General features: G+C 70.5%; 11 protein-coding genes and 1 pseudogene. 5 read left to right on the plus strand and 7 right to left on the minus strand.

What is annotated here, in order from left to right:
- Nucleotides 1-19 precede the first annotated feature (19 nt).
- Together HNV26_RS00105 and HNV26_RS00110 are read left to right on the plus strand one after the other, a co-directional pair.
- Nucleotides 20-1,357, plus strand: coding sequence for a cytochrome ubiquinol oxidase subunit I (locus tag HNV26_RS00105; RefSeq protein WP_301338437.1), 1,338 nt, complete (start codon nucleotides 20-22; stop codon nucleotides 1,355-1,357).
- Nucleotides 1,347-2,366, plus strand: coding sequence for a cytochrome d ubiquinol oxidase subunit II (locus tag HNV26_RS00110; RefSeq protein ID WP_171440287.1), 1,020 nt, complete (start codon nucleotides 1,347-1,349; stop codon nucleotides 2,364-2,366). Before HNV26_RS00105 ends, HNV26_RS00110 begins: the two co-directional genes overlap by 11 nt.
- A 54-nt stretch (nucleotides 2,367-2,420) precedes the next feature.
- On the opposite strand, the gene HNV26_RS00115 is transcribed toward HNV26_RS00110, so the two are convergent.
- The 6 genes from HNV26_RS00115 to HNV26_RS00140 all read right to left on the minus strand — a co-directional run bounded on the left by HNV26_RS00115 (nucleotide 2,421) and on the right by HNV26_RS00140 (nucleotide 9,592).
- A complete protein-coding gene (locus HNV26_RS00115; RefSeq protein WP_171440288.1) occupies nucleotides 2,421-4,439 on the minus strand; it encodes a TonB-dependent receptor domain-containing protein in 2,019 nt (672 codons plus the stop codon).
- Nucleotides 4,440-4,775: 336 nt separating this feature from the next.
- Nucleotides 4,776-5,318, minus strand: a complete 543-nt coding sequence (locus HNV26_RS00120; RefSeq protein WP_171440289.1) for a hypothetical protein — start codon at nucleotides 5,316-5,318, stop codon at nucleotides 4,776-4,778.
- A gap of 26 nt (nucleotides 5,319-5,344) precedes the next feature.
- Nucleotides 5,345-6,115 carry an SDR family NAD(P)-dependent oxidoreductase gene (locus tag HNV26_RS00125; protein ID WP_171440290.1) on the minus strand — a complete coding sequence of 257 codons (771 nt, stop codon included), beginning with the start codon at nucleotides 6,113-6,115 and terminating at the stop codon, nucleotides 5,345-5,347.
- Nucleotides 6,116-6,276: 161 nt separating this feature from the next.
- The gene (locus tag HNV26_RS00130) at nucleotides 6,277-7,866 is read right to left on the minus strand and encodes a glucose-6-phosphate isomerase (RefSeq protein ID WP_171440291.1); all 1,590 of its coding nucleotides are present in this window, start codon (nucleotides 7,864-7,866) and stop codon (nucleotides 6,277-6,279) included.
- A 129-nt stretch (nucleotides 7,867-7,995) separates the two neighbouring features.
- On the minus strand, nucleotides 7,996-8,901 hold the full coding sequence (locus tag HNV26_RS00135; protein ID WP_171440292.1) for a sterol desaturase family protein: 906 nt from the start codon (nucleotides 8,899-8,901) through the stop codon (nucleotides 7,996-7,998).
- 25 nt (nucleotides 8,902-8,926) lie between these two features.
- Nucleotides 8,927-9,592, minus strand: a complete 666-nt coding sequence (locus HNV26_RS00140; RefSeq protein ID WP_171440293.1) for a TetR/AcrR family transcriptional regulator — start codon at nucleotides 9,590-9,592, stop codon at nucleotides 8,927-8,929.
- Nucleotides 9,593-9,931: 339 nt separating this feature from the next.
- Between HNV26_RS00140 and HNV26_RS38840 the strand changes: the two are divergent.
- Nucleotides 9,932-10,387: pseudogene (locus HNV26_RS38840) on the plus strand (M23 family metallopeptidase); the annotation flags it as partial.
- Between the two features lie 180 nt (nucleotides 10,388-10,567).
- On the opposite strand, the gene HNV26_RS00150 reads toward HNV26_RS38840, so the two are convergent.
- Nucleotides 10,568-12,265 (minus strand): GTPase, encoded by a 1,698-nt coding sequence (locus HNV26_RS00150; protein ID WP_171440294.1) that lies wholly within the window; start codon nucleotides 12,263-12,265, stop codon nucleotides 10,568-10,570.
- A 168-nt stretch (nucleotides 12,266-12,433) separates the two neighbouring features.
- Here HNV26_RS00150 and HNV26_RS00155 point away from each other — a divergent pair, with 168 nt between their 5' ends.
- On the plus strand, nucleotides 12,434-13,330 hold the full coding sequence (locus HNV26_RS00155; protein WP_171440295.1) for a dimethylarginine dimethylaminohydrolase family protein: 897 nt from the start codon (nucleotides 12,434-12,436) through the stop codon (nucleotides 13,328-13,330).
- Complete coding sequence (locus HNV26_RS00160; protein WP_171440296.1) at nucleotides 13,317-14,123, plus strand: hypothetical protein; 807 nt, start codon at nucleotides 13,317-13,319, stop codon at nucleotides 14,121-14,123. The genes HNV26_RS00155 and HNV26_RS00160 overlap by 14 nt, the downstream gene beginning before the upstream one ends.
- The last annotated feature ends 3 nt before the right edge of the window (nucleotides 14,124-14,126 follow it).

The following is a 14,126-nucleotide window of genomic DNA, read 5'->3' on the forward strand; positions in this document are numbered from 1 at the left end:
ATAAACCATTCTGATGCTCATGACGGACCTGCTCTATGCGCGGGCCCAAATGGGCTTGTCGCTCGCGTTCCACATCGTCTTCGCCGCGGCGGGAGTGGCGCTTCCCGTCCTCATGGTGCTCAGTGACTGGAAGGGCCGGCGTACCGGTGATGCGGACTATCAGAAGCTGAGCCAGAAGCTGGCGAAGGGGACGGCCATCCTCTTCGCGGTGGGCGCGGTGAGTGGCACGGTGTTGTCCTTCGAACTGGGCCTGCTGTGGCCAGAGTTCATGGGGCAGTACGGCGAGGTGATTGGGCTGCCCTTCAGCCTGGAGGGCGTCGCCTTCTTCACCGAGGCCATCTTCCTGGGCATCTATCTGTACGGGCGGGAGCGGGTGTCGCCAGGGATGCACATGTTCTCCGGCGTCATGGTGGCGGTGAGTGGCGCGGCCAGCGCCTTCTTCGTCACGCTGGTCAACACGTTCATGAACCACCCGTCGGGCTTCACGCCGTCGGCGTCGGGGCCCGTGGACGTGCAGCCGCTGGTGGCCATGTTCAGCCCCGGCTGGCAGTACCAGACGGCGCACGTGCTGCTCTCCTGCTACCAGGCGAGCGCCTTCGCCATGGCGGGCATCCACGCCTTCGTGTTGCTGCGCCACCCGGGCGCGGCCTTCCACCGAAAGGCCCTCTCTGTGGCGCTGCCGCTGGCGTGTGTCACCGCGCTGCTCCAGCCCGTGGTGGGGGACTTGTCCGCCAAGCACGTGGCGAAGGCGCAGCCGGTGAAGCTGGCCGCCATGGAGGGTCAGTTCGAGACGGAGCGCGGCGCGCCGCTGCGCCTGGGCGGACTCCCCAACGTGGAGACGGGCGAGGTGCCCTACGCGGTGGACATCCCCAAGGGCTTGTCGATTCTCGCCTTCGCGGACCCGGACGCGGAGGTGAAGGGCCTGAATGCCTTCCCGCGCGACGAGTGGCCGCCGGTGGCGAAGGTCCACGTGGCCTTCCAAGTCATGGTGGGCACCGGGAGCGCCATGGCGCTGCTGGCGCTGGTGACGCTGGGCTGGCGGTGGCGGAAGAAGGCCTGGCCCCACGGGCGGAAGATGATGTGGGCGTGGCTGTTGTCGGGGCCGCTGGGGGTGGTGGCCATGGAGGCGGGCTGGCTCGTCACGGAGTGGGGACGACAGCCGTGGATTGTTCGCGGCGTCATGCGCACGGCGGAAGCGGTGACGCCGGTGCCACACCTGGCCGCGCCCTTCTGGACCTTCACCGCCGTGTACCTGTTCCTGGGGGTGACGGTGGTGACGCTGCTGGTGCGGCAGGTGGCGGGCACGCTGCCCACGCGCGACGGTGGTCTGATGGGAGGTGAGGCTCATGTCGACTGACGCGATTCTGGGCTTCGCGGTGGCGGGGACCTTCGTCCTCTACGCCCTCTTCGGCGGGGCGGACTTCGGGGGCGGCGTCTGGGATTTGCTCGCCTCCGGGCCGCGCAAGGCGGAGCAGCGCGCGCTCATCGCCCGCGCCATTGGCCCGGTGTGGGAGGTGAATCACATCTGGCTCATCGTGGGCCTGGTGCTGCTGTTCGCCGGCTTCCCGCGCGCCTTCGCGGTGCTGAGCGTGGCGCTGCACGTGCCGCTGACGTTGCTGATGCTGGGCATCGTGTTCCGGGGCGCGGCCTTCACCTTCCGGGCCTACGACACGCGCGGGGACGCCGTGCAGCGGAAGTGGGGGCTCGTCTTCAGTGGCGCCAGCGTCATCGCGCCGGTGCTGCTGGGCATGTGCGTGGGGGCCGTGGTGAGCGGCACCATCCGCGTGGAAGGGCGGGTGGTGGTGAGCGGCTTCTTCGCGTCGTGGCTCGCGCCCTTCTCATGGGCGGTGGGCGCGCTGGCGTTGAGCCTCTTCGCCTTCCTGGCGGCGGCATACCTCACTCACGAGGCACCCGAGCCCACGCTGCGCGAGGACTTCCGCCGCCGGGCGATGGGCGCGGGCGTGGCCGTGTTCCTCGCGGCGCTGGCGGTGCTGTTGCTGGCACGCGAGGGGGCGCCGCGCGTCTGGGAGGGACTCTTGGGCTCGCCCTTCGCAGTGGCGCTGCATGCGGGCACGGCGGTGGCGGCGGTGGCGTCCTTCGCGCTCTTGTGGACGCGCCGCTTTCAATGGGTCCGTGTCGCGGCGGCCGTGCAGGCGGGGCTCATCGTGCTGGGGTGGGCCGCCTCGCAGTACCCGTACCTGGTGGTGCCCGACGTCACGCTGCAGGGCGCGGCGGCGAGCCCTGGCGTGCAGCGCTGGTTGTTGGTGGCGCTGGGCGTGGGCACGGCCGTGGTGGTGCCCTCGCTGGTGTTGCTGTTCCGCGTCTTCCGGCCCGCGCCGTTGCCGGGCGCCGGCTCGAAGGTGTGAGTCGCGCGGGCGCCCCTCGCCACGCGCAATGCGTGGCGGGGACGAAGCGGCGCCTTAGAACCGCGCGTTCACACCCGCGTAGAGGGTGCGGCCGCGCTCCTGGAACACGTAGCCTTCCTCGTCCTCGGTGCGGGTGTTGGCGAGGTTGAGCACGCCCGCGTTGACGCCGAAGTTCCTGCTGATGTCGTAGCTGGCGCCCGCGTCGAAGAGGGCGTAGGCCTCCACTTCCTCGGTGCCGCTGAGCTGCGGGCCAATGTACTGGCCGCGTACGAAGGCCTTCAGCCTGTCCACCGGCGTCAGGTCAATCTGGCCGTTGAGGGTGTGCTTGGGCCGGTAGGCGAGCTGCACGTCGTTCTCCAGGTCCCGGCTCTCCAGGAAGGTGTAGTTCGCGCTCAGGCGCACCACGTTGCCGAAGGCCTTGCTCGCCGTCGCCTCGACGCCGCGCAGGCGCGCGCGGTTGACGTTGCGGGGCACGTACAGGGGCAGGCCCGTCGCCGGGTCGGTGCCCACCGGCTCCACGCCCGTGCCGCGCGGCGTGTCGATGAGGTTGCGGATGTTGTTCTGGAAGACGGTCGCCGACAGGGCCCACGACGTCATGGTCCAGTTGGCGGACACCTCGAAGTTGGTGCTCTTCTCCGGCGCCAGGTCCGGGTTGCCGATGATGCCGCAGCGGCCTCGGCAGCTCGTCACCAGGGACTCGGTGCTCATCTGACGCAGCGTGGGCGCCTTGAAGCCCGTGCCGACGCCCGCCTTCAGCGTGAGGTGGGGCATGGGCGAGTAGACGGCGTAGGCACGCGGCGTGAAGTGGAGGCCGAAGTTCTCGTGGTTGTCCAGGCGCGCGCCCAGCAGCAGCGTCAGCTTGTCCATCAGCGCCAGTTCGTCCTGCGCGTAGAGGGCCTGCTGGTGCACGCTGGCGCCGCCGCTGGTGAACTCGTCCGACTTGAGGTCAATCCAGCGCGCCTCGCCGCCCACCGTCAGCGTGTTGATGCCCAGGTACGCGGTGGCGTTCGCCTCCGCGACGATGTTGTCCTGGGTGAGGCCATCGACGCCGCTCTCCAGTCCTTCCCAGTAGCCGCGGACCTCGGAGTTGCCCCAGTCCCACTTGCCCTTGTGGCCCAGCACCGCGTCGTTGCGGTGGACCACCGCGTCCGCGTCGCCGTAGGAGCCGCCGATGTAGTACTCGCCGATGCGGTTCTGGTTCGCGCGGCCGTACTCGGCGGTCATCGTCTGCTGCGCGGTGGGCGTCCAGCTCAGCGACAGCCGGCCGTTGTGGTCATTGCGGCCCTCGAGCGTGGCCAGGTCGCCGTGGTTGACGACGCTGCCGTCCTCACGCGTCACCGGCGCGCCGTCCGCGTTGAGCACGGGCGAGCCCGGGTTGCGCGCGCCATTCCACGCCTGGCGGTGGTTGAAGCCGCCCGTCACCTTCAAGGAGAGCGTGTCCTCGATGAGCGGACCGCTGAGGAAGACGCTGGAGCGGAGCTCCTCGCCGTTGGCGCCCACGGTGGGCGTCTGCGCCTTCAGGTCGATGCCGCCCGTCCACTTGGGCGCAATCGGCTTGGTGATGATGTTGATGACGCCGCCCAGCGCCTCGGAGCCGTAGAGGGAGGACATGGCGCCGCGGACGACCTCGATGCGCTCGATGCCCTCCGTGGGGATGAGGCCGATGTCGAAGTCGTTGTGGCGGAACACCGCCTCCATCGAGTTCACGCGCTTTCCGTCGACCAGGATGAGCGTGTAGCTCGAATCCATGCCGCGGATGCTGATGCCACGGCGGCCCTGGCTGCCGGCCGTCAGGCTGATGCCGGGCGCCAGGCGGATGGCGTCCGTCAAATCACCCACGGGCGCCCGCTTCAGGTCCTCCTGCGTCACCACGGTGACGGAGGCAGGGGCGGAGGTGACGTCCTGCTCGGTGCGCGTCGCCGTCACCACCACGGGGGCCATCTGGAAGATGTTGTCCTCCAGCGCCGCCTCCGCCTGCTCGGCCTGCGGCTCGGTGGCCGTGAAGTCCGGCGGCGGCGTGGCCGCGTCCTGCGCCCAGGCGGGCGTCGTGGTGAGCAGCAGGGCAGAGCCCACCCATTTCCACGTCACAGACAGACGGGGACCACGGAAAGGTCGGGGGGAAACGTCATCACGGTGAACGGCGCGCAAGGTCCTTCTCCTCATGTGGGTGTCTGAACTGCCGGACTCCCCCCGTTCCGCTTCCGCCCGAGGCGTCCGCGGGTACTGATTCGAGCAAGGCCCTCCCGCCGCCGCGGAAGTCGCAAGGTGCTGCGTATGACTTTGCGAATCAATATCAATTGAGCGGCACTTTGCGTCCTGACGGGTGTCCTGTCAACGCGCGGAAGGCGGAATCCTCTACACCAGCCGTAGAAGCCCGCCTTCACCGCGGAGGTGCCCGCGAGGTGTGCGTCAGTCTTGCGTGGGCCAGACGGCCCGCGGTTCTTCGTCGTCCCTGGCGGTGAGCAGGGTGGCGCCTTCGAGCAGGTCCTCGGAGTCCAGGGCTTCCACGGCCGTGCGCACGCCTGCGTCGGCGTCCATCACCCGGCAGTAGACGCGGAGCTGTTGTGCCTGGAGCTCACCGCCTTCGACCTCGCCATTGCCCGTCCAGCCGAGCGCGTCCGTGAGCAGCTCCTCCACGGCGACGCGCTTCTCCACGTCGTGGCCGGTGCCCTTGCCCTCGATGGTGTACTGGACGATGAGGGTCATCATCGCCGTGGGATCAGGCTCGTCATAGCCCTGGTCCACCAGGGGGCCCGCGGCCTCTGCGATGACCATGTCCGGGTCTTCATCCGGGGGGAGGGGCAGTTGATGGTCTTCGCCCGTCTCGCCCACGAGGCCTTGGTGCACGGTGAGTGCGCCGTCATGCACCCAGGCCTCCCAGTAGCGGAGCCGGTTGCCTTCCTTCTTGTAGAGCTTCAGCACGCTTCGAGTCTCATTCGAGGGCCCCTGCATAGCACGGAGCCCGGGGGGCTTTTCGCTCAGAAGGCACGGCCCTGGCCCCCATCCACGGGCAGGGTGGCCCCTGTGACCCAGCGTGCGCGTTCCGAACAGAGGAAGGCCACCACGTCGGCCACTTCCTCGGGGGCGCCGAAGCGGCCCCAGGGCAGCTCGTCGCGCACCAGCCTGGCCACCTTCTCTGGGTCCGCCTTCTGGCGTTTGTCCCAGCTGCCGCCGGGGAAGAGGATGGAGCCGGGGGCCACGCCGTTGACGCGGATGCGGTACTGCGCCAGGTCCACCGCCATCTCCTTGGTGAGCGCGGTGATGCCGGCCTTGGCGGTGGTGTAGGGCGCGCTGGTGGCGTACTCGCGGCCGAAGATGGAGTTGATGTGGATGATGCAGCCGCCGCCCTGCGCGCGCATGGCCTCCACGGCGCGTTGGCTGCACCACACGGCGGACAGGAGGTTCCGGTCCAGGACGGATGTCCATTGCTCGGCAGTGGCCGAATGGAAGGCGCCCGCGCCGCCGCTGCCGCCCACGTTGTTGACCAGGATGTCCAGCCGGCCGAAGGCGCGCACCGCCGCGTCCACCGCTTCTACTGCGCCGGCCTGGGTGGCCACGTCCGTCACCACGGTGGCCACCTCCGCGCCCTCGGCGCGAAGCTGCGCCGCGGTGGCCTCCAGGGCCTCCGCGCCGCGAGCGCTGAGGCACACCCGCACGCCCTCGCGGGCCAGCACCGACGCGATGGCCCGGCCAATGCCCCGGCTGCTGCCGGTGATGAGGGCCGTCTTTCCTCTGAGCTCCAGGTCCATGGACGGGCGTTCTACTGCGCCTGTCCGCTCATGGGGACCTCATGGCGCGGGGGCGTTGAGTCCTGTGCGCAAGTCCGGGAGGTATCGCCTGGGAGGGGGCCTGCTGCCGTTGACCGGTGCCGCGGCCGGGGGCTTCGGCCGCGGGCTTCGGTGGCCGCGTCCTACTTCGCCTGGAAGCGCGCCTGTGTCGGGGTGGCCCCCGGGGTGCGCGTGACGCCGCGGTCCGGGTTGGCGGCCAGGTGCTGGAGCACCTTGAACACCGTCTCCACCTCGTCCGGCATGCCGATGTCCGCCGCGAGCTGCTCGGCGGTGCGCGCCTCCGCGCGCGCCTCGCGCAGGCGCGTCGTCAGCTTGCGCTGGAGCTCCAGCACCACGCCCGCGGCCTTCTTGCCCGCCTCCACGCCCGGCTGGTGGTACGCATTGATGTGCACCAGCGTGGCGTAGAAGCCCACGGCGCGCTCATACAGGGCAATCAACGCGCCCAGCGTGCGCGCGCTCACGTCCGGCACGGTGAGGGTGAGCGACTCGCGGTCCTTCTCGTAGAGCGCGCGCCGCGTGCCCAGCAGGAAGCCCAGCAGGTAGTCACCGCTGGTGACGCCGGGCTCCACCTCCTGCGAGCCGCCGTCACGGTCCTTCAGCACCTCGATGAAGGTGACGAAGAAATTGAGCACGCCTTCTCGCAGCTGCTGCACGTAGGCGTGCTGGTCCGTGGAGCCCTTGTTGCCATAGACGGCGATGCCCTGGTTCACCACCTTGCCATCCAGGTCCGTCTCCTTGCCCAGCGACTCCATGACGAGCTGCTGGAGGTAGCGCGACATCAGCAGCAGCCGGTCCTTGTACGGCAGGATGACCATGTCCTTGTGGCCCCGGCCGTCACCCGCGTAGTGCCACATGAGCGCCAGCAGCGCGGCCGGGTTCTTCAGCGCATCCCGCTCCCGCGTCGCCGCGTCCATGTCGCGCGCGCCCTTCAGCAGCGCGTCGATGTCCAGCCCCTGCAGGCGCGCGGGCAGCAGGCCCACCGCGGACGTCACCGACGTGCGACCGCCAACCCAGTCCCACATGGGGAAGGTGCGCAGCCAGCCCTGCTTCTTCGCGTGGTTGTCCAGCTCGCTGCCGGCGCCGGTCACGGCCACCGCGTGCTTGCTGAAGTCCAGGCCGCGCGCCGAGTAGCCGCGCTCGGCCTCCAGCATGCCGTTGCGCGTCTCCTTGGTGCCACCTGACTTGCTGATGACCAGGGTGAGCGTCTCCGACAGCCGCTCGCCCAACTGCGCCAGCACGCGGTCGAAGCCGTCCGGGTCCGTGTTGTCGAAGAAGGACACCTGCATCGGGTCCTTCGCCGTGCCCAGCGCGTCCGCCACCAGCTGCGGCCCCAGCGCCGAGCCGCCAATGCCGACAATCAGCACGTGCGTGAAGCGCTGCGCCTTCTGCGGCTTCACCCGGCCCTCATGCACGTCCTTCGCGAAGGCGTGGATGGCGGCCACCGTGTCGGTGATTTCCTTCCGGAGCGCGGGCTCGGGCGCCAGCTCCGGCGCGCGCAGCCAGTAGTGGCCCACCTTGCGCTTCTCGTCCGGGTTGGAGACGGCGCCCTTCTCCAGGGCCTCCATCGCGCCGAAGGCTTCCTCCAGGCGGGGGCGCATCCGCTCCAGATAGTCCGCCGGGAAGCGCATCCGCGAGACGTCGAGCGTGAAGTCCAAGGCCGGGACGACGCACAGATAACGCTGGTACCGCTCCCACAGTTCTCGCTCGGTCATGGCTCCTCCTGGCAGTTCTCGCGTCGCGATAGGTGCCGGGTGGCTTAGCGCCTCCGTGCGCGGGTGGGAAGCTGGACGGCGGTGTCGGTGCGCGTCCACGGGGCCGCGGGCGGCCGGGTGCTCAACACCTCACACGGAGGGGCGTGCCGCTTCGGGCGGGGGCTGTACTCCGGGCGGCCGGGGCGCCTCTGGGGCGTCGGGCTTCCAGGCCGGGTTGCGGAAGACGTAGCTCAGGCGCTGCTTCAGGGAGCCGGGCTTCGCCGCGTCGCGCGTGATGGCCGCGAACTCGTGGAAGGCGATGCGCACGGGATTGAACGTCTCCAGGTTCTTCGTCAGGCCGTACACGGGCTTTTCGCCCTCTGGCTCGAACGTCCCGAAGAGGCGGTCCCAGATGATGAGGATGCCCGCGTAGTTCTTGTCCAGGTAGCGCGGGTTGGACGCATGGTGCACGCGGTGGTGTGACGGCGTGTTGAGCACCCACTCCAGCGGGCGCGGCAGCCGGCCAATGGCCTCGGTGTGAATCCAGTACTGGTAGAGCAGGCTGACGGACTGCTGCACGACAATCATCACCGGGTGGAACCCGAGCAGCGCCAGTGGTGCCCAGAAGACGAAGCTGGTGGGCGGCGTCCACGTCTGCCGCAGCGCCGTGGAGAGGTTGTAGTGCTGGCTGGAGTGGTGCACCACGTGGGACGCCCAGAAGAAGCGGCTCTCATGGTGGACGCGGTGGAAGGCGTAGTAGCAGAGGTCGTCCGCGAAGAAGATGAGCACCCACGCCAGCACGCCGGTGCCCATGCGCAGCGGCGTCAGGTGATAGAGCGCCAGGTAGCCGGCGAAGGCCACGCCCTTCCACAGGACGTTGATGGCCACGTTGCCCAGCCCCATGGAGATGCTGGCCATCGTGTCCTTCCAGGTGTGGCCCACCATGGGACGGCCTTCGTCCCGCTGCTTCTTCACCCAGAGGGCCTCGGCAATCACCGTGAGGGTGAACACCGGGATGGCCGGGGTGATGAGGTCGGGGATGTGTGCTGCGTCCATGGTGGGACCCTCCGTGTCGGCGAACTCAGGAGCGGGCGCGGCGGCGAGGCCGCGCCAAGGCGGGGAGGAAGGCGTTGCGCATGAAGTGGGTGAGCGCATCCAGCATGCGCCGATGCGCCGGGTCGTTGGGCCGGGCGCTGCCTCCCACCGCGGCGCCCTGCACCGCGTCCAGCGCCAGCTCCACGATGGAGTCGAAGTCCGGGTGCGCGGAGGCCTCGGGGAACAGCTCGCGCGCCACGCGGTGCAGGTTCTCCCGGTGCGGCCCGTCCACCGCCGCCAACGCCACGCGCAGCTCCGCGTCCGTGCGCGCCGCGACGTACAGCTCGATGGCGGCCTGCAGCTCCGGGCGCTGGAAGGCGGCCCACAACATGTCCACCGCCGCCGCGATGCGGTCCCTGCCCGACGGCCGGGCCCCCACCCCGGCCAGGTAGTCCTGAATGAGCCGCGGGAAGAGGTGCTCCACCGCCGCGGCGAGCAGCTCCTCTTTCGTATCGAAGTGGGTGAAGAGCGCGCCCTGTGACAGGCCTGCCCGCTTGGACACCTCCACCGTCGTCAGGCGGGCGTAGCCCTGCTCCACCAGCGTTTCGATGGTGGCGTCCAGCAGCTTGCGCCGCGTCGTCTCTCGGCGCTCCTGCTGCGTGCGGCGGACAGGCCGGGCCGGCGCGTCCGATGGAGTGTTCTTCGCGGCCATTCGACTTGCAGGATAATGTCGAACTTAGTGAGTGACCAGTCACTTTGTGTGGCTGGGGGTGAGCGCTCCTCACAGAGGCGTGCGCCGCCACCTGTCCCCGTACATGGGCACGTCGAAAGGGAAGTGGCCGCGCACGAGGCGCGCCAGGCCCGCTTCACCAGCGGCCGGGCGGGCAGGGGCCCGGCCGCCATGTGCGCGTCCTTCGCTCGGGACTCGGGTATGACTCCCCCCGGGAGGGTGGGCGTGCCGAGGCCCTCCGCGCCGTACAGCAGACAGGCGCGGCGAAAATCCGCAGGGAAATACCCGCGCCACTTGCCCCCGTTTCCGCCCCGCCCCGATATGAACCTTTCAGCCCTCCTCCTTGGTTCTCTCCTGGCTTCGGCCCCTGCGGTTCCTTCCTCTTCTTCCGCCACGGATGCGGGCGACGTGCCCGAGGTTGGCGTTCCCTTCGCCTGTGGTCGCATCCACACGGTGAGCCAGGGACATGACACGGGAAGTCACCAACACAACGACACACATGCGTGGGATTTCCGCATGCCGGATGGCACGCCCATCGTCGCCGCGCGCGACGGCACGGTGCGCCTGTCTCGCGGTGACAGCACGAAGGGTGGTTGTGACGAGAAGTTCGCGCCCTACGCCAACTACGTCGTCATCTCCCACGGCGATGGACTGGAGACGCAGTACCTCCACTTCAGCGCGGTGGTGGTGAAGCCGGGTGACGTGGTGAAGGAGGGCCAGCTCATCGGCTTCTCCGGCTCCACCGGCTGGGCCTGCGGCGCGCACCTGCACTTCAAGGTGGCGCGTGAGAGCGGCAAGGGTTGGAACAACCCGTCCGTGCCGGCGCGCATCGCTGGCTACGGAGACCCGGTGCGCGACACCCGCGTGGCCGCGCCCCTCTGCAAGGACAACGGCACGCAGGCGCTCATGGCGAGCAACGGCGGCACGCACACCCCGGGGCAGCCGGTGGTGTCCATGTCACCGGAGCGCCAGCAGGCCCTTCGCGGCCTCCCGCCCGGGGCGCAGAGCATCCTCGACGGTCTCTCCCAGCCTCCCGCCCAGGGCGGCCAGGGCCTCAACGAAGCGCGCACGCCCGGTGGTGCCCGCACGGCGAGCGGCCCCAGCGAGACTCGCTGAGGCCAGCAGCGCGCCCGCTCCGGCGAGCAGCATGAAGAGGGCCCCCGCGTTGACGAAGTAGTCCAACGGCAGCAGGGGGCCTTCCACGTAGGCCCGCACCACGCGGTAGCCCACATGGCCCAGCAGGGCCAGCAGCGGCAGGTTGATGAGCGGCAGCACCAGCCAGCGCGCGGTGCGCCACCAGCCGGCCACCGCCTCCGCCACGCCGGTGGTGGCGGTGTAGCGCCAGGCGCCCGCTCTGGCCATCCGCACCTCCTCCAACAGCGTGTCCACGTCGGGGACGCCCAGCAGCGCGGGCTCCAGTCCGCTCGCGCGCGCCACGCTGCGCGCCTCCGCCAGCGCGGTGCGCGCCGCGGCCTGGGCGCTGAAGTCGTCCTCGAAGGGCTCCACCACCGCGGACTCCGCGGCCCTGGCGCGGGTGTGTCCGCGCACCACGTCCACCACGGTGGAGGCCGCCGCGACCGCCAGCCCCGCGGGCAGACTGCTCCGCCCCACCAGCGCCGCCGCGCCCAGCCCGCTGGCGCCCCAGAGGGACAGCCGCAGGCCCCAGGCCGCGGGCCCCCAGAAGCGGCCTCCCGCCTGACGCCGCACCTCCGCCGCCAGGTGGCCGTGCGCCAGCCGCAGCCGCGCGTCGAAGTCCGCGCGCAGGCCCTCCGCCGCCTTCTCCATCCCCGAGTCCAGCGCGGCGCGCGTGCGTGACAGCATCGCGTCCGTCTCCTTCAGCGCGGCCTCCACGCGCGTGTGCACCTCTTCCAGCGCGCCCATCGCGTTCGTCTTGCGCACGCGCGCGGCCACCGCCTGCGTGGCCAGCCCGCGCAGGTGGAAGAGCAGGGCGCCGAACTCGCCGGACACGTCCCGGCCGTCCTTCGCCGACAGGGCGCTGATGGCGAAGACGGGCACGTCTTCCTGGGCCAGGCCGTACTGTTCGGAGGCCACGCGGCGCACCTGGGCCTTGAGCGTGTCGCGCGACTCGGCAGACAGCTCGTCCGCGAAGTTGAGGATGAAGACGAGCGCGCGCCGGCGGGCGAACTCCGTGAGGAACTCCACCTGGGAGGCCTCCGCCACGCTGCCGCGGTGCATGACGACGAGCGCCACATCCGCGCGCTCCAGCGCCGCGCGGGCCACTTCGCGGTGCGTGGTGGCCACGCTGTTGAGGTCCGGCGTGTCGATGAAGACCTGTCCGCCCCACAGGCCCTGGGGGCCGGGGGCATACGTCATGACCCGCGCGCCGGAGCCCGCCAGCGCGTCCGTGGGCGTGCCTTCAGGCGCGAACACGGTGGCGGCCGTGCTGGTGGGCCGGTTGACGCCTTCGCGCGACAGGGCCTGCCCCGCCAGCGCGTTGAGGAGGGTGGACTTGCCCGCGCCGGTGGCCCCCACCAACGCCACGCTCAGGGGGGCGTCCTTGCGCGCCACGCCGCGCGCATAGTCGTCCACGAGCCGCTCCAGGCGCGCGGCATGCGGCCGGAGCGCGGGCAACTCCAGGGCCGTCTTCAGCAGGGAACGCAGGGCATCGGGTTCAGGCAGGCTCGTCTCGTCCACGTGGAGAGAGCCTGTCCCGGCTTCGTCCGCGTGACTACGAAGAAGATGCCTGGAGGGTGCGCCAGCGTGCAGTTTCCGGCGGGGGCCCTACCGGAGACGTCGGGTGCGAGGGTGGGGCGGGGACCGGATGGCAGCGGGGATGCCTGGAGGAGTAGAAGCAGTATCACCATGGACCTCTTCCTCATGTCGCCGCCGGGACGCACGTGGGCCCTGCGTGGCCGCAGCAACTTCCGCAGCCGCGAGGCGCCGCCCGTGGACGCGCGTCAGGCCCGGCGGGAATGGCTGGCGCTGGCCCGGGACATCGAAGCGCGTGGCGGCACGGTGGTCGCGTTGCCGTCTCCCTCCGAGCTCCTGACGGGCATGCCGTACGCCGCCGAATGTGGACAGGTGGTGGCGCGTCAGGGCGCCGCTCCGTTGTTCGTGCTGCCGCGGATGATGAGCGCGCACCGGCAGGCGGAGCGCGAGCACTGGGCGCCCCTGGCCCGGTCGCTGGGGATGGAGGTGGTGGACCCGGGCGTGGGCATCTGGGAGGCCCACGGCGACGTGGCCACCTTCGACGGCGTCACGCTGCTGTTCTGGGGCGGCCGTACGACGTTGGATGGCCTGGAGGCCGCGGCGCGGTACTTCCCCGGAGAGGTGCTGCGCATCCAGGTCCGCGAGCCCGCCTTCCACGGCAACATGGCGGTGCTTCCGCTGCCCGCGGTGGACCGGCTGATGGTGTGTCCGGACGTGATGGCGCCGGAGTCCCATGCGCTGCTGCGCGAGCGCTTCGGCGAGCACCGGCTGCTCCTCGTGACGGAGGCGGAGATTCGCCGCTACGCCACCAACGGGCTGCCCGTGGGGCGTGACGTGCTGGCGCCTTCGGTGGTGCCGGACTCGGTGCGGGAGCGCCTGGAGGCGCTGGGCCTGCGCGTGGTGTCGCTCACCATGCGCGAGCTGTGTGAGAAGGGAGGCGGCTCGTCACGCTGCCTCGTGTCGCGCGCGGAGGTGGACGCCGCGACGTTGAACATCCCAGACGCGTTCCGGTTGTCGGCCATCGCGAAGGACATCGATGCCGATGGGTGACGCGGACACGCTGTCTCGGCAGGCGGAGGACTTCCTCGCGGCGCACCCTGGCGCGTCGCTGGTGGCGCTGGGCTCGGGTGAGCACGCGGGCTCGTTGGACTTGTCGCCGCTGGGCGTGCCGGTGACGTTCCTGCCCGCCGAGCGGAACGCGGACCTGGCGATGCAGTACCTGGCGCTGAATCAGCTCGCCTTCGGTGGCATCGGCGTGCCGCGTTGGGTGCTGTCGGACCTGTATCTGCTGCCGGGCGCCATCGGGCTGCTGCGCTGCCCGGCCCGGATGCTGGCGGCCCCCGTGCGCGAGCGATTGGGGCTGGCCGACGAGGACCCGGCCATTGGCGCGGCCTACTACGCGGCGCCTTCGGTGACGCCGGGGTTGGTCATTGGCGTGTCGCTGTTGAGCGTGCTGCCGGGAACAGGGGCGTCGCCGTGGGTGAAGCTGCTCACGTTGCAGATGCTGCGCGCGCGGCGGCTGCGAGGCGTGGCCCAGTGGGACAACCCCAGCGTTCGTGTCCATTCCAGGCTGGGCCCGCTGCGCCTCGTGGGGCGCGTGCCCGGGGGGCATGAGTATGGCGAACGCTCCTTCGTCTACGAGTCGGAGCTGACGGACCGGACGCGGCTGGGCGACGCGATGGTGCGGCGCCTTTCGCTGACGCCGTCGCTGCGTGTCCCCGCCACGGACCTTTCGGCGCTGAGCGCGCTGCTCGACCGCGCGGAGGCGGGCGAGGTGTTGCACCTGGTGCCTCCAGGGTTGGAGGCGGGGCAGGTGCTGGTACGCGAAGGCCCCCTCGGCTGACGC

Source organism: Myxococcus xanthus (genome assembly GCF_013116825.1).
In the GTDB taxonomy this organism is placed as follows: domain Bacteria; phylum Myxococcota; class Myxococcia; order Myxococcales; family Myxococcaceae; genus Myxococcus; species Myxococcus xanthus_B.

Coding starts and splice junctions, on each gene's coding strand:
- HNV26_RS00110 (WP_171440287.1), top strand. CDS start 1,347: ATGTCGACTGACGCGATTCTGGGCTTCGCGGTGGCGGGGACCTTCGTC.
- HNV26_RS00135 (WP_171440292.1), bottom strand. CDS start 8,901: ATGGACGCAGCACACATCCCCGACCTCATCACCCCGGCCATCCCGGTG.
- HNV26_RS00160 (WP_171440296.1), top strand. CDS start 13,317: ATGCCGATGGGTGACGCGGACACGCTGTCTCGGCAGGCGGAGGACTTC.
- HNV26_RS00155 (WP_171440295.1), top strand. CDS start 12,434: ATGGACCTCTTCCTCATGTCGCCGCCGGGACGCACGTGGGCCCTGCGT.
- HNV26_RS00130 (WP_171440291.1), bottom strand. CDS start 7,866: ATGACCGAGCGAGAACTGTGGGAGCGGTACCAGCGTTATCTGTGCGTC.
- HNV26_RS00120 (WP_171440289.1), bottom strand. CDS start 5,318: ATGCAGGGGCCCTCGAATGAGACTCGAAGCGTGCTGAAGCTCTACAAG.
- HNV26_RS00140 (WP_171440293.1), bottom strand. CDS start 9,592: ATGGCCGCGAAGAACACTCCATCGGACGCGCCGGCCCGGCCTGTCCGC.
- HNV26_RS00125 (WP_171440290.1), bottom strand. CDS start 6,115: ATGGACCTGGAGCTCAGAGGAAAGACGGCCCTCATCACCGGCAGCAGC.
- HNV26_RS00105 (WP_301338437.1), top strand. CDS start 20: ATGACGGACCTGCTCTATGCGCGGGCCCAAATGGGCTTGTCGCTCGCG.